At 54.4% G+C, this 21928-nt stretch carries 15 protein-coding genes; 2 read left to right on the top strand and 13 right to left on the bottom strand.

The window, feature by feature from the left end:
* Entirely contained in the window at window positions 1-1413 is a 1413-nt protein-coding gene (locus ACTQ52_RS05285; RefSeq protein WP_441981985.1) for a sensor histidine kinase, read from the top strand.
* 57 nt (window positions 1414-1470) lie between these two features.
* Here ACTQ52_RS05285 and ACTQ52_RS05280 read toward each other — a convergent pair whose 3' ends face one another.
* The 13 genes from ACTQ52_RS05280 to ACTQ52_RS05220 form a co-directional block, all read right to left on the bottom strand.
* Window positions 1471-2484 carry an asparaginase gene (locus ACTQ52_RS05280; protein WP_410042293.1) on the bottom strand — a complete coding sequence of 338 codons (1014 nt, stop codon included), beginning with the start codon at window positions 2482-2484 and terminating at the stop codon, window positions 1471-1473.
* Entirely contained in the window at window positions 2481-3347 is an 867-nt protein-coding gene (gene nudC, locus ACTQ52_RS05275) for an NAD(+) diphosphatase (protein WP_410042292.1), read from the bottom strand. The genes ACTQ52_RS05280 and nudC overlap by 4 nt, the downstream gene beginning before the upstream one ends.
* 103 nt (window positions 3348-3450) lie before the next feature.
* Window positions 3451-4866, bottom strand: coding sequence for an MATE family efflux transporter (locus ACTQ52_RS05270; protein ID WP_410042291.1), 1416 nt, complete (start codon window positions 4864-4866; stop codon window positions 3451-3453).
* A 320-nt stretch (window positions 4867-5186) separates the two neighbouring features.
* Window positions 5187-6197 (bottom strand): LacI family DNA-binding transcriptional regulator, encoded by a 1011-nt coding sequence (locus ACTQ52_RS05265; protein ID WP_441981984.1) that lies wholly within the window; start codon window positions 6195-6197, stop codon window positions 5187-5189.
* A gap of 182 nt (window positions 6198-6379) precedes the next feature.
* The gene (locus tag ACTQ52_RS05260; protein WP_410042289.1) at window positions 6380-8851 is read right to left on the bottom strand and encodes an ATP-binding cassette domain-containing protein; all 2472 of its coding nucleotides are present in this window, start codon (window positions 8849-8851) and stop codon (window positions 6380-6382) included.
* 29 nt (window positions 8852-8880) lie between these two features.
* Window positions 8881-10071 carry a DUF3990 domain-containing protein gene (locus ACTQ52_RS05255; RefSeq protein ID WP_441981983.1) on the bottom strand — a complete coding sequence of 397 codons (1191 nt, stop codon included), beginning with the start codon at window positions 10069-10071 and terminating at the stop codon, window positions 8881-8883.
* Window positions 10072-10197: 126 nt separating this feature from the next.
* On the bottom strand, window positions 10198-11505 hold the full coding sequence (locus tag ACTQ52_RS05250; RefSeq protein ID WP_441981982.1) for a D-alanyl-D-alanine carboxypeptidase family protein: 1308 nt from the start codon (window positions 11503-11505) through the stop codon (window positions 10198-10200).
* A 106-nt stretch (window positions 11506-11611) separates the two neighbouring features.
* Window positions 11612-13468, bottom strand: coding sequence for a YgiQ family radical SAM protein (locus ACTQ52_RS05245; protein ID WP_441226960.1), 1857 nt, complete (start codon window positions 13466-13468; stop codon window positions 11612-11614).
* 16 nt (window positions 13469-13484) lie between these two features.
* Window positions 13485-14921 carry a M20 family metallopeptidase gene (locus tag ACTQ52_RS05240; protein ID WP_410042285.1) on the bottom strand — a complete coding sequence of 479 codons (1437 nt, stop codon included), beginning with the start codon at window positions 14919-14921 and terminating at the stop codon, window positions 13485-13487.
* Between the two features lie 88 nt (window positions 14922-15009).
* A complete protein-coding gene (locus ACTQ52_RS05235; protein ID WP_410042595.1) occupies window positions 15010-15744 on the bottom strand; it encodes an amino acid ABC transporter ATP-binding protein in 735 nt (244 codons plus the stop codon).
* Between the two features lie 4 nt (window positions 15745-15748).
* Window positions 15749-16528, bottom strand: a complete 780-nt coding sequence (locus ACTQ52_RS05230) for an amino acid ABC transporter permease (RefSeq protein WP_410042284.1) — start codon at window positions 16526-16528, stop codon at window positions 15749-15751.
* A 241-nt stretch (window positions 16529-16769) separates the two neighbouring features.
* A complete protein-coding gene (locus tag ACTQ52_RS05225) occupies window positions 16770-17762 on the bottom strand; it encodes a transporter substrate-binding domain-containing protein (RefSeq protein ID WP_441981981.1) in 993 nt (330 codons plus the stop codon).
* A gap of 387 nt (window positions 17763-18149) precedes the next feature.
* Window positions 18150-18740: a histidine phosphatase family protein gene (locus tag ACTQ52_RS05220; RefSeq protein ID WP_441981980.1), complete on the bottom strand. Its 591-nt coding sequence runs from the start codon at window positions 18738-18740 to the stop codon at window positions 18150-18152.
* A 1478-nt stretch (window positions 18741-20218) separates the two neighbouring features.
* Here ACTQ52_RS05220 and ACTQ52_RS05215 point away from each other — a divergent pair.
* Window positions 20219-21799, top strand: coding sequence for a glucose-6-phosphate isomerase (locus ACTQ52_RS05215; protein ID WP_441227366.1), 1581 nt, complete (start codon window positions 20219-20221; stop codon window positions 21797-21799).
* Window positions 21800-21928: the final 129 nt, after the last annotated feature.

Below are 21928 nucleotides of genomic sequence, written 5' to 3'. Positions count from 1 at the left end.
ATGGACATGATTCGAAAGCTCCGCGTCCGCTTCGTGTCGATCATGATGGTCATCGTCTGCACGATGCTGATCATCATCTTCGGACTCGTCGTGCACAGGACCCACTCCCGTATCCGGGAGGACGGCCTCCGCATGATGGAAAACGCCGCGTATGCCCCGATGGGCACCCTATCTGACCGCAATCCGAAGCGGAAGGACGAAAACAAGACGATGAACATACTGCTTCCGTTCTTCCGTGTACTGATCGACGCGGATGGGAAGATCGTCGACATGGATGGCGACTACTATGATCTGACGCAGGAAGGCTCGGAAGCCGTCCTCGAGGAGCTCGTCAGCGCGGCGACCGCCAGTGAAGAAAAGGTCGGCGACCTCCGCGACTATAATCTCCGCTACTATCGAAGCGGCGCGAGGAAGTGGTCTTACGGAAAAACGCCGGACAGAAATCCGGTGCCGGAGACGGCGCCGACCGCCGAAGCGACCTCGTCGTCTGCCGGTGAAGACGCCCCTGCAGACAGCGACGGCGGAGCTGAAGTTCACGTGCCGGACAGACCGGCGGAGGCCGAACCTGCGTCCACGGATGGCCAGATCATCATCTTCATGGATATCTCCTCCGAGATCACGACGATGCAGAACCTCTACCGGACCTGCGTCATCATCGGCCTCGGCAGCTTCGCCAGCTTCCTCGTCATCAGCATCTTCTTCGCGCGCTGGGCGGTACGCCCGGTCGAGGAAGCCTGGGCACAGCAGCGGCAGTTCGTTTCCGACGCCTCCCATGAGCTGAAGACACCGCTCACCGTCATCCTGACCGATGCGGAGATGCTGAAATCTCCGCGCTTCGATGAAGCGCATAAGGCGCAGTTCGTCGAGAATATCCTCACGATGTCGAACCAGATGCGTGGCCTCGTCGAGAGCCTCCTGCAGCTCGCTCGTGTCGACAGCGGTGCCATCCAGAAGATGCCGCTGCAGACCATCGACCTGTCTGGCCTCGTTTCTGACGAGCTGCTCACCTTTGACGCCCTCTTCTTCGAAAAGGGCCTGACGCTCGCGGAGGACATCACCGACGGCATCACGATCCACGGCTCGCCACAGCACCTGAAGCAGGTCGTCGAGATCCTCCTCGATAACGCGCAGAAATATGCGTCCCCGCAGGGCACGGTCCAGGTGACACTCCAGAAAAGCGGCGCGCACCACTGCCTGCTGAGCGTCTCAGATCCGGGGGACCCGATCCGCCCAGAGGATCTCAAAAAAATCTTCCAGCGCTTCTATCGCATCGACGAAGCCCGTGCGATGAATCACAGCTACGGCCTCGGCCTCTCCATCGCCGAGAACATCGTAAAAAATCATAAAGGCCGTATCTGGGCCGAATCTGCCGAGGGCATCAACACCTTCCGCGTCGAGCTCCCGATGGCATGACAGAAAGAACCTCCGGCGACCAGCCTTTTAGGGGCTGCCGCCGGAGGTTCTGTTTCTTCAGGCTTCCTCGAACGCGCAGAGGATATCGTTGTTCACCGGGGTGTAGAAGCCCTTTCGGATCTGTGTGTAATCCTTCGGATAGCGTGCCATCAGGTACATGAGCTTCGTGATCGTCGCCTCGAGGGTCATATCGTAGGCCTCGATGAGATTGAAATCCTTCTTCACCTTCTGACCGACCTGGTAGATTTCCATGTTGGAGCCCTCATTCACGACCTGCGTCGCCATCACGATGAACTTCCCCTTCGCCGCCCACTTCTCCATCTCGGCATAGAACTTGTCGAGCAGCTGGTCCGGGATACCGCCGACGCCGAAGGACTCGATGACGATACAGTCATAATTATCGAAGAGGTACGCCAGCAGCTCCGGCCGCGAGCCCGGAATCAGCTTCATGATGCAGATCGCATCCGACACCGTCTCCTGAAACTCGACCGGCTTCCGGATCGGCTCATACGGAATATAGCGGATGATATGTCCATCCTGAATCCGCGCCAGCACCGGGAAATTCACACTGTGAAACGCGTTAAACGAGCGCGCCATCATCTTCTTCGCCCGCGTACCGGCGATGACATTGCCGTCGAATACGAGGGACACGTTCTGAGAGTAGCTGTCGCAGGCATAGACGATACTGTCCCGCAGATTATCCTTCGCGTCGGTGCCGTCGATGTTGATCGGCTTCTGAGAGCCCGTAATCACAATCGGCTTCCGCGCATTCTGAATCATATAGCTGAGCGCCGCCGAGCTGTAGGCCATGGTATCCGTGCCGTGCGTGATGACGAAGCCATCGTAGCGGTCGTAGTTTTCATTGACCGCATGCACGATCTGTCCCCAGACCTCTGGTGCCATGTTGGTCGAGTCAATGTTGCAGACCTGGAGCACATCCACGTCGCAGAAGCGCTTCACCTCCGGTACGTAGCTCAGCAGCTCCTCCGCGGTCAGCGCCGGCTTCAGGCCGTCCTCTGTCTTCACCGAGGCGATCGTGCCCCCGGTACATAAAAGCAGTATCTTCTTCACGCTCTCGGCTCCTTTCCGTCCTTAAAGAGACACATCATCTCATTCGTCAGACTGAAATCATCCGGCTGCAGGACGATCTCCTCCCGCTTAAACCAGGAGGCCAGCTTCAGCTCGCTCTGATCCATCGTGATCGTCGGATCGCCATCCACATCACAGAAAAAGCCCATCAGGATATCATCGACGATGCCCCACGGCTGTGACTTATAGTAGCGGATGTTCTTCACCTTGAGCCCCACCTCTTCCATCACCTCCCGCTGCACGGTTTCCTCGAGGGTCTCCCCGATCTCCGTAAAGCCGGCGACGAGCGCGTAGTGCGCGAAGCCGCGCGCATACTTCGTGAGGATGATCTCATCTCCGTGGGTGATGCCGACGATGACCGCCGGCACGATACGCGGATAGATGATGCGTCCGCACTCCGGGCAGCGGATCGCACGCTCGATCTTTCCGAGCTTCGTCCGGGAACCGCAGCTGCCACAGAAACGGTTCTGATGATACCAGTTGCTGAGCTGCAGTGCCGTGCTGTTGATGAACTGGCGCCACTTCGGACCGGCCAGGGACTCGCGCAGATCATGCAGGGTCGCCCGCGTATAGCCCGGAAGACTCAGCTCGACCTCTGGCAGGAGGAAGTAATCATCCTCGTCCACCGTGAACAGATAGATCAGATGACTCGTCTCGACCGGGATGTTTCCCTGCGCCTGCACCTCCTGAAAGGTCGGGAAGGTGAAGCTCGTCGTATCCAGCATACGCAGTAAGACGGCATCCCGGCGTGCACCGGCGAAGTTCAGTACGAAGCTCTCCGGCTTCGCCGTCTTCGATGGATCGTAGTGATTGATCAGCTTATGTGGGTAAATATCCTGAATCATAGGGCTCCTCCAAATATATACATAGTTATAGAGATGACGAGATACGATCGCATCCCAGTGCTCAGCAGGGCAATGCTTCTGCCGACACCCGGTGGCCTCACGCCTAGCTGTGTTCTTCTGCCGGATGCTCGATCACCGAGTGTGACAGCCACTTCCCACTCATGAAACGATACAGGAAGAAGGCACCACGTACACACCAGTCGCTCGCCATACCGATCCAGACGGCGATCGGACCCATCCCGCATACACGGATGAGATAGGTCACCATCGCGACTCTCGTGATCCACATGGACAGTGAAGATACGATCATCGTAAATCGTACATCACCTGCGGCGCGTAGTCCATAGGAAGGAAGAAAACTCGGTACCCAGATGAAGATTTTCGAGATCGTGATGAAGATGACCATATCGTAACAGATCTTCGCGGCCGCCGGCTCCATCCCGGCGAGCCACATCACCGGCTTGCAGGCGACGAAGGTGATGGCACAGGAGAAGATGATGATCCAGTTCGAGATATCCATGAGGTGGACGATGTAGTACTTCGCCTCCTCCTTCCGCCCGGCACCGAGTGTCTGCCCCACCATCGTCATGAGGCCGATGCCGACCGCGAGTCCGCCGATCCCGTTGATGTTCTCGAAGATGATGGCCATGGCCTGTGCCGCGATGGCGGTCGTGCCGAGGGTCGATACCGAGGACTGGATGGCGAGCTTACCGAACTGGAACATGCTGTTCTCGATACCGGACGGGATACCGATGGCGAGGATACGCGCGATCATATCGAAATCCGGTTGGATCCGGTAATCCCGCAGCACGATGACCTGCTTCGGCTTCCGCAGGAACACGAAGAGGATGATCGCCGCCAGGATACGGCTCAGCAGGGTCGAGAGCGCTGCACCGGCGACACCCCAGCCGAAGCCGAAGATGAAGATGGCGTTTCCGATGATGTTCATCACGTTCGAAATCACCGAAACCTTCATCGGGAAGCGGCTGTTTCCACCGGCACGGTAAAAGGCGGCACCGATCTGATAGAGCCCGAGGAACGGGAAGGAGGCTGCGGTAAAGCGGAAGTAGGTTTCCGCCGCGGACAGTACCGCCGGCTCCACGCTGCCAAACACGAGTCGGAGGATCTGCGTGTTCAGGGCCTCCGAAAAGAGCGTGATGACGATGGCGATCGACGTCATCGATAACACGACCTGGCGGGCAGCTGCATTGGCCTTCTTCGGGTCACCGCTGCCGATGTACTGCGAGCAGAGAATCGTGCCACCGGTCGCCATCGCGGAAAAAAGCTGGATGACGAGGTTGTTGATGGAATCTGTGAGGGAAACGGCCGAGATCGCTGCACTGCCGATTCGGGTGACCATCATGGAATCCGCCATACCCATGAAGCTCGCGAGCAGATTTTCGATCATCAGCGGGATCAGCAGCTTCCAGATCGCCGAACGGTCGAACATCATATGGTCCCAGTCGATCTTAGCTGCATCATAAACACGGTTTTTCAGTTTCAGTAATTTATAGTACATGGCCTGCCCCATTCCCTGTAAGCGTTTTCATAGCGTTCATTATAGCGGATTCGAACGCGCATTTCCATAGTCCGGGCAGGGATTTACAGAGCCGCGTCGAGAGCGGGGAGCGTAACCGCTTCCCCGACATCCCATGTCCCCATGACAATAGAAAACCGCCCGGCACACCACAAAAGTGCCGGGCGGTTTTTATATGCGGCAGTGTCCTGGCTGCTTATACCTGACAGCTGCCATCACGAGCGGAAACGTAGCTAGTGCTTCCACCCGCATAGCTAAAGTTTCTGTAGGTTGGAGAGAAAGGGAATCCCACTGTGAGGGGGTCACAGTGTTGATTCACTCCAATGTACAGAGCACTTAAGCGTCTGATGAGACTTCTCCTCGTATTTCTCCTCGATCTGATCGATGAGGATTTCGGCGGCCTTCTGTCCCTCCTCGTAGGCAGGCTGGACGATGGTCGTGATTCTCGGGCTGGAGAAGGAAGCCCATTCGGTATTATCGAAACCGATGATGCCGAGCTTCTGCGGAATCCGATCACGGAGCGGCTGTAATGCATCACAGACCTCCGGAAGTGCCCAGCAGTTCGGAACATACACCAGGGTTGCATCTGTATCCTTCAGATTTCTCTGCACGAAGGAGAGAATATCTGCATGGTTGATCGCGCCATCGCGGATCTCCAGACTCTGGAAGCTGAGACCGCTCTCCGTGATACAGTCGATGAAGCCGGAGGAACGCTCGATACGTGTACTCAGCTTCGACGGATCGGCACCGATCATCAGGAAGTTCCGATAACCGCGCGCGATCAGCTCCTGCATCGCCTTATGGGTCGCCGTATAGTTATCGGTCTTCACCCAGAAGGAATCATCCTCATACACCTTACTGTCGAAGTAGACGAACGGTTTCTTAAGATCCGTGATCAGCTTCGAGGTCTCATGGAAGCCCGGGGTCGGCTGGATGATGAAGCCATCCGCACCGAGGGTCAGCATACGATTCACGTAGCTGGACTCCCGCCTCGGATCATAGCCTGAATTTCCGATCAGCGTCTGGTAGCCATGCTTTCGAGCGGTATCCTCGATCCCCTTCACGATTTTATTTGAGAAGGTGTTCGTGATATCACCGATGATGACACCGATGAGGTTCGTTTTCTTCTGGTTCAGTGTACGGGCAGCAACATTCGGACGGTAGTTGGTTCGGAGGATGATCTCCTGAATCTTCATACGGGTTTCCTCAGACATCTTCTCGGTTTTCCCGTTCAGATAGAACGAAACCGTCGTCTTCGAAACCCCAGCCATCTCGGCGATGTCCTTAATGGTTATTTTTCCATCACGTCCCATCGTCTTCCCCCATTCGACATGCTGCTACAGTTAACTGGTTTAATCAACTGAATATATTTTACTAGTATTTTAACGAAAGTCAACAAAGCAATCAAGCCCTGGCCGTGCTTTTCTGTCATGTCTGTCCATCTTTCACCAGATAACGCCCCTCTGCGTTTAGAGCTTCGATACGGACATATTCACTATCGCTTATCCCGGTCGATGAACTCGAGACTGATGATACCGACCACGATGGCGACGAGGCCGATCAGCAGGATGACGCCCCAGCTCTTCAGGATGTTCTCCACGGTGCCGGCATAGAGCGGATTCTGCATCTGCTTCGCGCAGAGGATATCCATCTTCATGCGGAGATCCGAGGACTGGATGTAATCGACGATCTTCTGCACCTCCGGAATGCTCCGAAACTGATAGATCGAGGCGAAAAGCGCATGGCTCGGCAACGCGTTGTAATCGGCGATAGAGCAGATCGCGACGGTGCCCCAGTGGCTGATGGTCAGCTTCTCAACGAGCTCTGCGGCGCCTCCGTCAAACGGGAAGATGATACCGGCAAACACGAGCTGCACGATGAGCAGGAACGGCATGACGGTCATCGCTGAGGTCGTAGTGCGCACGATGCAGGACACCATCAGTGCGACGAGGTCAGCGGCATAGGTGATGATCCAGAGCGTCATCGCGAAGTCGACCAGGAAGTTTCCTGTGACAATGCTGCCGACCGGGAAGCGGATGCCGTACCAGACATAGATGCCGACGGAAATCAGAACCTGCAGGAGGCAGATCAGCGCCTGGTACAGCATGTGTGCCATGATATACGCACTGATATGGAGTCCCGCGCGGTGCTCCCGCTTGATGATCGCACGCTCCCGGCAGACGACCTGGATGGAATTGAAGAAGCCGTTCCAGATGCAGACGCAGACGAGGGCAAAGGCACCCGCCTGCAGGCGCTCCATATTGGCAAACAGGCTCTTCCCGACGACGAAAGCCACCATGAGTGAGATGATGGCCGACAGCGGGAGCAGTACCCAGTCGTGCTCATGGATGAAGAGACGGAACAGCTTCCCGAGGTAGATCTTCACCTGGGCCGGACGGCGGGTATGCGTCGGTCGATAGGTATCCGCGATGCCCTCCTGCCGTGCCGTCGTGGTCGTGCTTTTCGTCTCCTTCGCGGCTTCCGCCTCACGATAGGCCCGGAAGGCCTCGATATAGTGATCCGCGAGTCCCTCGCCGCCTTCGTTTTCCGGATTGATGGCGAGGATGATGTCCTCCATGGTGTCGCGCCCGAAGAACTGACGCGCCTCCGGGATCGTTCCATAGAAGGCGAGCTGTCCGGTATGCTGACTGTTCTTAGCGAGGACGATGACCTTATCGAAGAGATCGATGACACGGTCCGGCGTATGGGTGATCACCATGACGATCTTCTGCTGATTCGCGATCTTCCGAAGCTGCTCCATGAGATCACGTGCCATGACACCGTCGAGACCGGAATCCGGCTCGTCGAGCACGAAGAGACTTGGGTTTGAAATGAATTCAACGCAGATACTTAAGCGCTTCCGCTGCCCGCCGGAGAGCTTATCAACCAGCTCATCCTTCACCGGCGTGAGACCGAAGAGCGCGAGAACTTCCTCAACCCGCTTTTTCCGCTCCGCCGTCGGTGTGCCCTCCGGGAGGCGCATCTGCGCTGCATTTGTCAGGGTCATGATGACGGTATCATCGCCACGCAGAAGCTCCTGCTGCGGCACCATACCGATCTCATATTTCATTCGGGAATAGTCCTCATAGACGTCGAGGTCGCCCTGCTTTATCTCCGCATGGGCCTTTTCATAGCCGGTGACGGCATTGATGAAGGTCGTCTTCCCGGAGCCGGAACCGCCGAGGATCAGCACCATGCTGCCCGGCTCGATGCTGAGCTTGATGTCCTTCAGGAGCAGCCGCCGCTTCAGAAAGCTGCCGACCGAGCGATTATCGATGTGGATCTGGAGATCGTGGTTCCGGAAGGTTGTGTGGTTGTACGCGAGATAATCGCCGGCGAAATAAAAGACGGTGTCGCCGATGTTGATGACGTCGTTCGGCGAGAGGACCATGACGCCATCGACACGCTTCTGATTGACATAGACGCCACGTTCGGTCTTAACATCCTCCACCTGCCAGTGACCGTAGATGTAGCGGATCAGCGCATGGTGCTCATCCGGCTTCTCCAAGCTGTCCACTTCAGGAGATGAGAGGCCTCGCCCGACATGGCTGTAGATATGGTAAACCGACTGCTCCTTCCGGAGCGGCAGCTTCTTCCAGACGAGCTCACCGTCGAAACGGAGCAGGAACACGAGAATCAGCTGCTCGCCCGCCTTCTGGATGCGGATGATGTCGCCGTTCTGAAGCAGACGGTCCTCTCCCTTTGGCAGCGCAACACCGTTGATGCTCGTCGTGTTGGCATTCGTCAGATTCTCGTAGTGCCACTCGCCGAGATAGTGGGCGAGCTTTCCCTGCGTATGTGCGAGGAAAGGATACTCAAGGGCGATTTCGGCCTGGCTTCTGCGACCGAACAGACGTCGCCGCCCGAGGGTCAGGCCCCTTTCCACCTTAAACTGAACCGATTCGCCGCCGACGCTGATCGCGACGAGCTCTGCCGGCTCCACGAGATCCCGTAAAATATCGCTCATAGCTGCCTCCCGGACATTTCGTCCATCCCTCACTCTATTGTATTTTTATTCACGATTGCAAAATATTTCATATATAATTTTTCGCAGGCTACACTTAATCCGGTTTCGTGCAAAGGATAATAGGCTTCACCCAAAAGTTCCGGTGGGAGAATTCGAACCAGCACCGCCGATGAAAGGCGATAACGCCACTGCATATAGGTGTACACATCTGCCATCCAGTCTGACAGAATCCCATCCATATAATTATTTGTGTTTAGGGGTACCGTTTCTATATCTACCGAATGATAGAGCTGCCTGATTCCTTTATTTAACGCCGACCAGCTACCCTGATCCATCTTCAGGCGAATCGGAGACTTCTCCATGTACAGTTTCACGGCTCCATGAAAATCATGACCGGATTTTATAAATTCATGAAACAAAAAGCGTGTTAATTTCATGACACCACTTAAGTAGAACCTGTCATAAGCATAGTCATCCTTTGAGGGCTCATGCTTCACACTTCTGTTCACCTGATATTTCATCGGTTTATTTTCGTTCAGATGGTAGTACTTATATGCTTGATCATATACGTATTTATTCTTTAAAACATCCTGCACGGTCATGCCACTTGGTTGGAAGCCTTCAAGCTGAATCGCCTTTCTGCGTTTATTAAGAAAAGATTCTACTTCTCTTCTTGCCTGTGCATCATAATCCTGATACTGAATCGTCTCCACTACAGGTTCATATCCTATAAATTTTATAGACTGAAAAGCTCTTTGACTTTTTATAAAAACCTGCTCTCCCAACTCTGCTTTTCTAAAGAAACGTTCAACTTCATCTGCCGTCAGCTGATTTTTCAAAAAGGAATCGATGACTTTGATATAGCTGTCGTCTGCACGATACCCTATGATGACATCATATTCTGCGGTGTCAATTTTATACATATCAACCAGCTTTTCAGCGATATAAAATGTATCTTCATCGATCACTCCGCGATGCGCTGTCACTTCCGCAATCCATGTCAGAACGCCATAGTCATCCAGATGGAGTACATTCAGTTCCTTAATCGGAAGTTCATATGCGTTACAGTATGCATTTTCAGTTCCATTTACCACTGCCCATGCATTCGCTTTATCTTTATCTTCTGTCAAATAGAAACCTGTCCCATAATCATTATCTTCTTTGCCTGCACCAAACACAGGCTGCTCCACGATCTGATCACTGCCATGATAAACAATCATTATTTCACCTCCAATCTGCTATCGCTATTTCACGGTTTCAAGATTCATAATTATATTATAAGCCCTGGTTCAGCGAATGAACCAGGGCTTATAATATAAAAGTATTTTTGTATCTATTTCAATATGCTATTTCGCGTACTGGCTGTACAGGGCGGCATGAGCGGATACGACGTTCCATGCGCCGGAGGTTTTTCCGGTGACGCAGATGTAGTGGCGTCCGGAGGCGGCGGTAAAGTAGGAAACCGCGCAGTTGCCGGCCTTCGCGACGTAGCCGGTCTTCGCGAAGTTCACCTGCCCGCCGGTCGTCTGTGTATCGATCCGCTTCAGGAAGAGGTTCGAGAAGCTGAGACCAGTGGTTCGCTTATTGTTCGCCTGTGTCGTGTAGCTTCGTGTCGTGAGGATCGTGGCAGCGACACTGTTCTGCGCTGCAGCCCGCATGATGATGGCCATATCTTCTGCTGTCGAGTAGTGGTTATCGTTATACAGTCCGGTGCAGTTTGTGAAGTGCGTCGTGGCGGATATACCAAGCTGCTGTGCCTTCTGATTCATGAGCGCCACGAACTGCTCCTCGGAGCCGGCGATGCGGCGCACGAGGGCGAGGGCGGCATCCGCACCACTTGGGAGGATGAGGCCATAGAGGAGATCCAGCATCGTCACCTGCTCGCCCGCCTTGAAGCCGCAGTTTGATGCCCCCTCCTTCTTGACATAGTCGACGATGTCCTGGGTGATCTCGAGCTTTTCACTGAGATCCGTGATGTGCTCACAGGCCACCAGCAGGGTCATGACCTTCGTCATGGACGCCGGATACATTTTCGCGTTGCCGTTCTTCTCAGCAATCACTAGGCCGGCATCTGCATCGACGAGGATCGCGAAGTTCGCGTTCACCTCCGGCTTCAGGGTCATCGCGGTCCGCAGGAAGCCCTTAGACGGCTGCTGGAAATAATTCGTCGTCTGCTGTGTTGCCGCGGCGATGGTCTGTGTGCTCTGCTGCGCGGAGGCCGCTGCCTGTGCAGTAGCTGAACTCTGCGCGGTCTGATTTGTGGCTGCCGTACTGCTCTGCTGTGCAGAAGCCGCTGCCTGGTTGGCGGCAGCCGCCAGGGCGGCACTGTCTGCGGTCGTCGACGTCGTCTGGTTCGCTGTGTCTACCGCGGTGCCTGTCGGGCCGGTGAGGCCGGTCAGAGTGCTCATGGCATCGGTGCCCTGCACGACCTGTGCGCCTGCGCTGCTGACTGACGCAGCGGTTTCCGTCGTCGTGGCGGTTTCTGCACCTCTGTTCTGGACGCCGGCAGCGGCCGACGCTGCGAGCGGCCCCTCATCTGTGATTTCCACGAAGGTACTGCTGTCGGCCAGCGCGGTGGTGGACAGACTGGTCGCACTGAGCGCGGCGATCAGGAGTCCGGCGACGATACGATTTCTATAAAAATGATGTCTCATAAAGCTCTCCCGGATAAAATGTATCCTTATCTTACCACAGGAAGCCCCGTGATTTTCTTACTAAAACTTTACAGTTTGTTACGATTCAGGCAGGGCCCCGGAGTGACTACCGTTTCCTCTCACCGCGTCGTCGATTATGACCGGAGGAGGCGGTTTTCGTGGTGGTCTTCCGTGGGCGGATGAGGCAGCTCGGGTCGAAGCCGATGAGGTCTTCACGGTGCTCCCGGAGGAGCGCTTCCTTTACGAGCTCGTAGTTCTCCGGATTCCGGTACTGGATGAGAGCACGCTGCATCGCCTTTTCATGCGGATTTCGCGGCACATAGACCTTCTCCATCGTGAGTGGGTTGAGGCCGGTGTAGTACATGGTCGTCGAAACGGTGCCAGGGGTCGGGTAGAAATCCTGCACCTGCTCCGGGATGTAGCCCATGTCGCGGATGTACTCCGCGAGCTTGATCGCATCCTTCAGTGTGGAGCCCGGGTGACTGGACATGAGGTACGGCACGATATACTGCTTGAGTCCCAGCTCGCGGTTGATTTTCTCAAATTCCTTCACGAAGCTGTTATAGACCTCGACCTTCGGCTTGCCCATCTCCTTCAGTACGCCGTCGGAGACGTGTTCCGGTGCCACACGCATCTGACCGGAGACGTGATACTGGCAGATCTCGCGGAGAAACTCCTTATTCGGGTCTGCCATGAGGTAATCGAAGCGGAAGCCGGATCGGATGAAGACCTTCTTCACGCCCGGCAGCGAACGCACCTCGCGGAGCAGCTTCACATAGTCGCTGTGATCGACCTTCAGGTTCTTACACGGCTCCGGCCAGAGACATTTGCGACCGACACAGGTGCCTTTCGTGAGCTGCTTCTCGCAGGATGGTCCACGGAACTCGGCGGTCGGGCCACCGACATCGAAGATGTAGCCCTTGAACTCCTTATCCTGCGTGATCTCCTTTGCCTCCGCGAGAACGCTTTCGTGGGAGCGGCACTGTACGATACGTCCCTGATGCATGGTGAGGGCGCAGAAATTGCACTCGCCGAAGCAGCCGCGGGCCTGGGTGATGCTTTCCTTGATCTCACCGAAGGCCGGGATGCCGCCTGCCGCATCGTACATCGGATGCCATGCACGCATGAACGGAAGCGAGTAGACATCATCCATCTCGAGCTGGGTGAGCGGTGCCGCCGGCGGGTTCTGTACGACGAACATCGCCCCATCGTAGCATTCGTAGATACGCTTCGCAATGATCGGATCTGTGTTCCGGTACTGGATGGCGAAGCTCTCCGCGTACTTCCGCTTATCGCTGCTGATCTCCTCATAGTCCGGGAGGCGGATGGCATCGTAGATCTCATCCTCGTAGCGTGTTTTATAGACCGTACCGGAGATCCAGGTGATGTCCTTCACCTCGAGACCGGAGTTCAGGGCATCTGCGATCTCCACGATACTGTGCTCGCCCATGCCGTAGGACAGAAGGTCGGCACCACTGTCGAGGAGCACGGAACGGCGTACGCGGTCGGACCAGTAGTCATAGTGTGCGAGCCGACGCAGACTCGCCTCGATACCGCCGATGATGATCGGAGTATGCTTATAGCTTTTCCGTATCAGGTTACAGTAAACCGTCACCGCGCGGTCTGGACGCTTGCCCATGACACCGCCCGGTGTGTAGGAGTCGGTCTTCCGATGATGCTTCGCGACGGTGTAGTGATTCACCATGGAATCCATGTTGCCGCCAGACACGAGGAAGCCGAGCCTCGGCTCCCCGAACTCCATGACGGACGAAGGATCGTTCCAGTCCGGCTGCGGCAGCATCGCGACCTTATAACCGTGTGCCTCGAGCACACGGGAGATGATGGCGGGCCCGAAACTGGAGTGGTCCACATAGGCGTCACCCATCACATAGACGAAATCCGGCTGTGTCCAGCCACGCTCCAGCATATCCTCCCGGTTGACCGGTAAAAATCCTTCGTACATAGAAATCTCCGTTAAATCAAATGGTAATCGGCTTTGCGCCCTCTTCGATCGGGCATACGTAGCCGCTCTCGGTGCGCTTCTCAAACTCTGCTCTCGCTTCCTTCAGCAGCTCCGGCTTCTCATAGAGGTCGATAGCGCTGAGCGCGAGGACCTTACCGGCGAGAAGCAGGGCCTTGTGGCCGATGCTCGAACCGCCGCAGGAAACATTCTGCCAGCTGTGGCCTGGTGCGCCGCTGACGAAGCCTGCGCATTGGATCTGAGCCGTCGGTGTCTGCCAGGAAACATCCCCGACATCCGTGGAGCCGGCGCAGAACGCCGTGCTGTGGTAGAGCGGCATGAGGTAGTTGTTGATCGGTATCGTACCGTGCTGTGACTTCTCCTCACTGTATGCCCGAATCTCCTCGTCGAGGGTCGGTGCGAAGCCCGGTGCAGTATTGACCGGACAGGTCGCATGCACCTTTCCGGCAAATGCGAGCTCCTCCTCGGTATAGGTCGGAAGCTCTACCTGCGCGAAATTATCGTAGAGTACCTTCTCCAGTGCGAAGTTCGGCACCAGATCCGCCGTACCATCGATGAAGGTACGCTCGAAGGTTGTCTCGGTCATCAGGGCTGCGCCCTCCGCGATCTTATCCACACGCTTCTGAAGCTCCACACAATTCCGTACCTTACCGGCACGCACCATATAGAGCACCGTCGCATGATCCTGCACGACATTCGGTGAGATTCCACCGGCATCCGTGATGGCATAGTGCACGCGGCACTCGGACTTCATGTGCTCACGCAGGTACTGCACGCCCGTGTTCATGAGCTCCACCGCATCCAGTGCCGAGCGGCCATTCTCCGGATCGCCGGCCGCATGCGCGGAGCGTCCGTGGAAGGTATACATAACCTGAATCGTCGAGTTGTTCGTACCGGTCTTCACCTCATTGACATCCTCCGGATGCCAGCAGAACGCCGCATCGAGGGCGCGCCACATGTTGTCACGCGCCATGAAGGCCTTCGCCGCACCGCCCTCTTCACCCGGGCAGCCATAGAAGATTACTGTGCCCTCGTGACCACTCGTCTCGAGGTAGTTCTTCACCGCAAACGCCGCGGCCAATGCACCTGCACCTAACATATTGTGGCCACAGCCGTGCCCAGCGCCACCCTCTACGAGCGGCTGATGCTCCGTCGCACCACACGCCTGACTGAGACCGGACAGTGCATCGAACTCACCGAGGATACCGATGACCGGATGACCCGAACCATAGCTTCCCGTGAATGCCGTCTCGATCCCATCGACACCCTTCTCCACCGTGAAGCCACCCTCCTCGAGCACCTTCTCATAGTACGCCGCACACTGGAACTCCTTCAGACTGAGCTCCGGATGCGCCCAGACGTAATCCGCCACACCAGTAAATATATCCTTATGCTGCTCGATAAACGAAAGAGCAGCCCTCTTCTGATCCTCCATGATGAAACCCTCCTTATAAATTTTCATATAGTAGTATATACAAAAGCGACGCCTGCGAAAACAATGCAAACGCCGCTTTGTTATAAAATCAAACCTCGAGGACCTTCCCGAGGAAGTCCTTCAGACGCGGGCTCTCCGGATGCTCGAAAATCTGCTCCGGTGTCCCCTGCTCGACGAGCTTACCATCTGCCATAAAGACCACGCGGTTGCCCACCTCACGGGCGAAGCCCATCTCATGGGTGACGCAGACCATCGTCATGCCTTCGTGTGCAAGTTCCTTCATAACCTCGAGCACCTCGCCGACCATCTCCGGGTCGAGCGCACTCGTCGGCTCATCGAAGAGCATCACCTCCGGGTTCATGCAGAGTGCACGCACGATCGCGACACGCTGCTTCTGACCACCGGATAACTGCACCGGGTAGGCCGCCGCACGATCGCGGAGACCAACACGCTCCAGGAGCTCCAGGGCCTTCTTCTCGGCCGCCTCCTTCGACTCGTGCTTCACGATCATCGGTGCGAGGGTCAGATTCTCGAGGATCGTCTTGTGTGGAAAGAGATTGAAGTGCTGGAACACCATCCCCATCTTCTGACGGTATTGATCAAGATTGATCTTCTCGTTCACGATGTCCTTATCTTCGAAGATGATACTTCCATCGGTCGGCGACTCGAGGAGGTTCAGGCTCCGGAGGAAGGTGGACTTACCGGAACCGGACGGTCCGATCACGACCATGACGTCGCCCCGGTTGATATCGATGTCCAAGCCATCGAGGGCCTTGATCTTTCCGTAGTTATAGTACATTTTCAGGCCACGGACCTGAATCATTGGCTTATCGGTTGTCACTTTGACGCATCCTCCTCTCAATGTACTCGATGATCTTACTGGTCGGGAAGCACAGGCAGAAGTACAGTAAGGTCGCCATAATGAGCGGCTCTGCGATGATGAAGGTCGCGGACTGTACACTCTTTACGTTAAACATGATGTCCTGTACACCGATGGTGTAGCAGACAGACGACTCCTTGATGATCGTCACGAATTCGTTCGCAACGGCCGGCAGGATGTTCTTCACCGCCTGTGGCAGGATGATATGGAACATAGTCTGGGACTTCGTCATGCCGAGGGAACGAGCCGCCTCGGTCTGTCCAGCATCGACGCCCTCGATACCACCACGGATGACCGCACTCATATATCCACCGGAGTTGAGTGCCATCGCGACGGCTGCCGGGAAGAAACGCTCGAACTGGATGAAGCCGAAGAATGTGAATTTCGGCAGGGTGACGAATCCGAAGATGATGTAGTACACGAGGAAGATCTGAACCAGCATCGGGGTGCAACGTACGAATTGGACGTAAGCATTAGCCAGCAGATGTACCGGATTGAACGCGGCGATGCGGTCATAGCGCTTTTTCTTCTGAATATCCTCCGTCTTGATCTTCTCGAGATGACGGAACGGACGTACATCCGACAGCAGCATCAATGCAAGTAAAAATGCAAGGATGAAGCCGAAGAATACGGTACAGGCTGCCAGAAGGATGGTGACGATCATTCCCTGCTGGAACATGGTGCCGTATTGAAATAACTTCTCAAAATTGGCCCAGCTAATGGTCATAGGTAAATCCTGCCTTTCATAAGTAGTGATATGTATACTCTACATCGCGATGTGCTTTGAGTATATACGTAGGACGCTGAATGTGCATTTATTATAAGAAACATGGCGCATACGGATCATCGCGAAACGCATGTGTATTTTCCGCTGTCGTGCACCTCAGCATGCTGAGTATAGACTCAAAAATCTCCCCGGGGAAGCCCCCCGGAGAGAAAAGAATCAGTTTTTGTGTCGCAGTCCGCGTTTAGTTGGAAGCAACCTTGCCATCTGCGTCGAGCTGACCCTCATAGACATTGCCCTCATCCGATGCAAGCTCCTGAGCGTCGGCTACGTACTGGTCCATGGAACCATCAGACAGTGCGTTGTTGATGACGGCATTGACAGCCGGAAGGAGGTCGCTGCCCTTCTTAAGAGCGATGGCAGAACCCTTCGTGTCGTACGGAACATCCCATGCGATTTCGAGCTCCGGATAGTTCTTGATGTACTGCTCTGCGACGGCGGTCTCGATGAAGCCACCTTCGAGCTTACCGGAAACAAGCTCAGAAACGATATCGGTTACCTTTGCGAGACCGATGATGTTTGCATTCGGCGTGTTCTCCTTTGCGAGATCCATCTGGATGGAACCGTTCTGTGCACCTACCGGAAGCTTATCAAATGCAGCATAGTCCTTATACTTATCATGATCTGCCTTGCGGATGACGAAGGACTGACCACCCTTGTAGTAAAGGTCGGAGAAGTCGAAGGTATCTGCACGCTCCGGGCTCGGGGAGAAACCAGCCATGCCGAGGTCGACGTTTCCGCTCTGAAGCTCCATGAGGATGCCATCGAAATCCATCGGTACGAACTGAACTTCGAGGCCGAGATCCTCAGCGATTCGCTTTGCGAGTGCGACATCGAAGCCGGAAAGCTCTGGTGTGCCATCGGCATTGATGTGGTAGAACTCATATGGTGCGAAGTCCGGAGAGGTCGCAACGGTCAGCTTGCCAGCGTTTACGGTCGTGAAATCCTTCGGAACTTCGACGATCTCTCCGTTTCCCTCTGCAGCGCCCTCGGACGCTGCCTCCGTAGCGGCAGCAGTGGTGTCCTCTGCTGCGGCGGTCGTCTCTGCAGCGGCAGCGGTGGTGGCAGCCTCGGTCGCAGCGGCGGTTGTCGTCGCCGGTGTGCTGGATGATCCGCAGGCTGCCAGAGAAGCAGCTGCGAGAACAGTGGTCATCAGAATAGCTAAGTTCTTCTTCATAATAATCCTCCTCAAACCGAATCATATATTACGGTTATAAATCAAAAGCGTTTTCATAACCTCTCGCTTTTTGACTATGAGGAGATTATAATCCATTTTTCAGAGAATGCAAGTATTTTTATGCATCAAATTGTATTTAATCGCATTCTTATGCATGCTACTCATGAATAAATGCATTTATACATGCATATTATGCAATCTATACAAGTCCTTTCACTCGCGACGGTCTTCTGCCGCACATCAGCTAAGAGTTACATTGGTTCAGACGTGGCTCGGCGGACAGCCGTCGGAAGCACAGTACTACGTTTGAACAATACAGCTAAGGATTATCATCCGGATGCAGGTCTTCCTGCTCCGGTGAGTCTGCGCCGTTTTTATTGAGGCGCATCACTTCGGAAGCTTCAGATCCTCGAGGTACACGTGCCGGCCATCTTCCACACGGAACACGCGGATCTCGCAGTTCCGCGGCTTCGGTCGCCAGCAGATCCCGTTCCTTCGATCCATGAGGTATCCGCTGAGGGCCCGCATGATACCGCCGTGGCAGGCGATCAGCACATGCTCATAGTCCTTCTGCTCCAACTCCTCGAGAAACGAGCGGCTCCGTGCGACGAGCGATGCGATGCTCTCCACCCCGTCCTTCTCCGGGCACGGAAAAAGCTCCGGCAGCGCCCAGTACAGCGACATCGGCAGACTCATCTTCGTATACCCCTTCTTCTCGAAGCGCCCGAAGTCCGCCTCGATCAGCCGCTCATCGATGATGACCTCAGCCATCGGTACGTCGCCCATGATAGCGCCCGTTTCGATCGCACGCTTGAGAGGGCTTGCATAGACCGCATCGAAGTGCATATCCCCGAGCTGCGCCCGCGCCGCCCGTGCCTGCGCACGGCCCGTCTCGTTCAGCGGCTCATCCGTCCGCCCCTGCATAAGATGCTGCTTATTCAGATTTGTCTGCCCATGACGCGTTAACCAGATGGTCATAGAGAACCTCGCTTTCGTTTTCTTCATTATAATATTTCTATACTATAGCGTAGCTTGCGTGGTTAATACAGTTATATTTATCTCTGATTATTCAGGTAACAGGTTACTGTTCATTCGCAGCTCGGCGGACGGCAGCCGAAGGTTCAAAAACTTATATGAATCCAGTCGTCTTTTAGACTGGATTTTCTGCTTGCAGGAGGTATATTTTCGGCAGATGCAGGCGACGATCTACATGATTCGATAATTTACGATTTTGTGTATATGAAAGTTGCGCTCAAAGCTGGACTTGGAAGAGAAACTATACACGGAAGGAATTTTTCAGAAATCGTGTCTATGAGAATTACGCTCCGAAACTGGATTCAGGAGAGAAACTATACATGGAAGGACTTTTTCGGAAATCGTGTCTATAAAAATCGAAATCAGATGCTGATTTTCGCTGTCAATTACCGATTAAATATACACGATTTCAGAATGAGAACGTCCGTGTCTATTTTACCTGTCGATTTTCGATTTCAGGCAGGAAATCCATATACACGATTTTAGAAAAAAGCATCGCATGTCCAGTCGTTACTGCTCGGGCAAGGCGATGTCTTCATCCTCGTTTGATTTTCATGAGACGCCTATGCCGAGCGTCTCTTTTTGTTTGCCCACCCCATTCGGCTGCCTTTATCTATTTACATATCGGTCCCGCCCCGTGCAAACAAACAAAAAAATCGACAATTTTTTCTTTGCGTGCGGATGCCGCGCTGGAATACTGCTCGATTTTCAGACCATCATCGAGCGCGGCCCGGAAATTTTTACTGGCGAACCGGGTGAAATAGATGAAGATGGATGGCACTATCCAATACCCAGTTACTTTCGAAATCGTGGATATTTTTAACACCATCTATCATTTTTGTGTACGGAGCTAAACTATCTAAGATTTTCAAAAAGGGCACTTATTGGATAGTTTTCTGCGAAATCAGGCATACGCATATAAGCGTACTATCGAAGAATCCTTGCTTTTTTAAATGGTGGATATGTATTTCTGACTTCAGAGAAGAGTTTCTTTCGGCTGATATCCAATAAACCTTCTTTTTTTTAATACTGGATATGCGAGCCCGGATTCCTCTTAGGAAACAAGGCTTTTCGTATCCAATATTTTTGAAATCGCCTGAGAGTGGATATTTTGCAGCCATCTGTCATGCTTACAGTCAAAAAACATATCCAGTATTTTTATCATCAAACCATATTGGATAGTAACGTTGGCCAGAGGCAGCGAAGGGGCGGCAACAGAGTACTGTTCCTACGTTGCTGCCCCTCCGGCTCCTGCCTGAATCCAGTTGACGAGTGGACAGTAACGGCAACAGTTCACCCATCTGTTAAATTCGTAACATTCCTCTTTAGAAATCCTTCGCACAATGATATAATGAAAAACGGTTTGCTTGCGATGTGGCCCGGCCGCATCACTGAAAAAGTACCTTATGGAGGAAATGACGATGCTGAATTGGAAGAATCTTGATACGCTTTCATCCTATGCAGAGCTGCAGAAGGTGAAGGCAGTGAACCTGAAGGAAGTCATGACCGGCGAGAATGGTGCCGCTCGTGTAAAGAACTATTCTGTGCCGATGGCAGAGGGAATGGCATACAACTACGGTGCGAAGGCTGTCGATGAGGATGTCCTCGCAGCACTCGTGAAACTGGCGTCGGAAGCACAGCTTGCAGAGAAGTATGAGGATCTCTACAACGGTGATATGATCAACACTGGTGAGAAGCGTCTCGTACTTCACCAGCTGACCCGTGGACAGCTCGGTCAGGATGTTGTGGTAGACGGTGAAAACAAGCGCGCATTCTACGTTGAGCAGCAAAAGCGCATCGCCGCATTCGCGGAGAAGGTTCATTCCGGTGAGATCGCCAATGCAGCCGGCGAGAAGTTTACCACGGTCGTTCAGATCGGTATCGGCGGAAGTGACCTCGGTCCACGCGCGATGTACCTCGCGCTTGAGAACTGGGCGAAGACGAAGGGTCTCCTCAAGATGAATGCACAGTTCATCAGTAACGTCGATCCGGATGACGCAGCCGCTGTTCTCCGCAACATTGACGTCGCTCATTCCCTCTTCATCCTGGTTTCCAAGTCCGGCACGACGCTTGAGACTCTCACGAACCAGACCTTCGTGATGAACGCGCTTCGGAAGCTCGGCCTCGATCCTGCGAAGCACATGATCGCCGTTACTTCCGCAACTTCTCCGATCGCCACCAGCCCGGAGTATCTCGCAGCGTTCTATATGGATGATTACATCGGTGGACGTTACTCCTCTACCTCAGCGGTCGGCGGCGCGGTTCTGTCCCTCGCCTTCGGTCCGGAGGTCTTCGCAGAGTTCCTCGAGGGCGCTGCCGCAGAGGATAAGCTCGCTGCAGAGAAGGATCCGATGAAGAACCCGGATATGCTTGACGCACTGATCGGTGTATATGAGCGTAACATGCTCGGCTACGAGAGCACCGCGATTCTGCCGTACTCCCAGGGCCTCAGCCGCTTCCCGGCACATCTTCAGCAGCTCGACATGGAGTCGAACGGTAAGTCAGTAAACCGCTTCGGTGAGCCGGTGGACTATCCGACCGGTCCGGTTATCTTCGGTGAGCCGGGCACCAACGGCCAGCACAGCTTCTACCAGCTCCTGCACCAGGGCAAGGACATCATCCCGCTCCAGTTCGTCGGCTTCCGTGAGAACCAGATCGGCATGGATGATACCATCCAGGGCAGCACCAGCCAGCAGAAGCTCTGTGCCAATGTTGCCGCCCAGATCGTTGCCTTCGCCTGCGGTAAGGAAGACGAAAACCGCAACAAGAACTTCGAGGGTGGCCGTCCTTCCTCTATCATCATCGGTCAGCAGCTGAATCCGAGAACCCTCGGCGCACTGCTCGCACACTATGAGAACAAGGTGATGTTCCAGGGCTTCTGCTGGAACCTGAACTCCTTCGATCAGGAGGGCGTACAGCTCGGTAAGGTCCTTGCGAAGAAGGTACTCGCTCACGAGACTGACGGCGCACTGAAGGTATACAGCGATCTTCTGAATATCTGATCGCACAAGGAAGATGCAGAGCATATTCTGAATAGTATATTTCGACATTAATTAAGAGCCAGCGCGGTTGCGCTGGCTCTTTTCTAGTGGTGTTTATACAATGCTGCCTTTTCTTTCAAACGCTGTCTT

The organism is Oribacterium sp. Sow4_G1_1 (assembly GCF_052116105.1).
GTDB lineage: Bacteria > Bacillota > Clostridia > Lachnospirales > Lachnospiraceae > Oribacterium.
This window is presented reverse-complemented; position numbering and strand designations above follow the sequence as displayed.

Coding starts and splice junctions, on each gene's coding strand:
- ACTQ52_RS05285 (WP_441981985.1), top strand. CDS start 1: ATGGACATGATTCGAAAGCTCCGCGTCCGCTTCGTGTCGATCATGATG.
- nudC (WP_410042292.1), bottom strand. CDS start 3,347: ATGATTCAGGATATTTACCCACATAAGCTGATCAATCACTACGATCCA.
- ACTQ52_RS05270 (WP_410042291.1), bottom strand. CDS start 4,866: ATGTACTATAAATTACTGAAACTGAAAAACCGTGTTTATGATGCAGCT.
- ACTQ52_RS05265 (WP_441981984.1), bottom strand. CDS start 6,197: ATGGGACGTGATGGAAAAATAACCATTAAGGACATCGCCGAGATGGCT.
- ACTQ52_RS05260 (WP_410042289.1), bottom strand. CDS start 8,851: ATGAGCGATATTTTACGGGATCTCGTGGAGCCGGCAGAGCTCGTCGCG.
- ACTQ52_RS05255 (WP_441981983.1), bottom strand. CDS start 10,071: ATGATTGTTTATCATGGCAGTGATCAGATCGTGGAGCAGCCTGTGTTT.
- ACTQ52_RS05250 (WP_441981982.1), bottom strand. CDS start 11,505: ATGAGACATCATTTTTATAGAAATCGTATCGTCGCCGGACTCCTGATC.
- ACTQ52_RS05245 (WP_441226960.1), bottom strand. CDS start 13,468: ATGTACGAAGGATTTTTACCGGTCAACCGGGAGGATATGCTGGAGCGT.
- ACTQ52_RS05240 (WP_410042285.1), bottom strand. CDS start 14,921: ATGGAGGATCAGAAGAGGGCTGCTCTTTCGTTTATCGAGCAGCATAAG.
- ACTQ52_RS05235 (WP_410042595.1), bottom strand. CDS start 15,744: ATGATTCAGGTCCGTGGCCTGAAAATGTACTATAACTACGGAAAGATC.
- ACTQ52_RS05230 (WP_410042284.1), bottom strand. CDS start 16,528: ATGACCATTAGCTGGGCCAATTTTGAGAAGTTATTTCAATACGGCACC.
- ACTQ52_RS05225 (WP_441981981.1), bottom strand. CDS start 17,762: ATGAAGAAGAACTTAGCTATTCTGATGACCACTGTTCTCGCAGCTGCT.
- ACTQ52_RS05220 (WP_441981980.1), bottom strand. CDS start 18,740: ATGACCATCTGGTTAACGCGTCATGGGCAGACAAATCTGAATAAGCAG.
- ACTQ52_RS05215 (WP_441227366.1), top strand. CDS start 20,219: ATGCTGAATTGGAAGAATCTTGATACGCTTTCATCCTATGCAGAGCTG.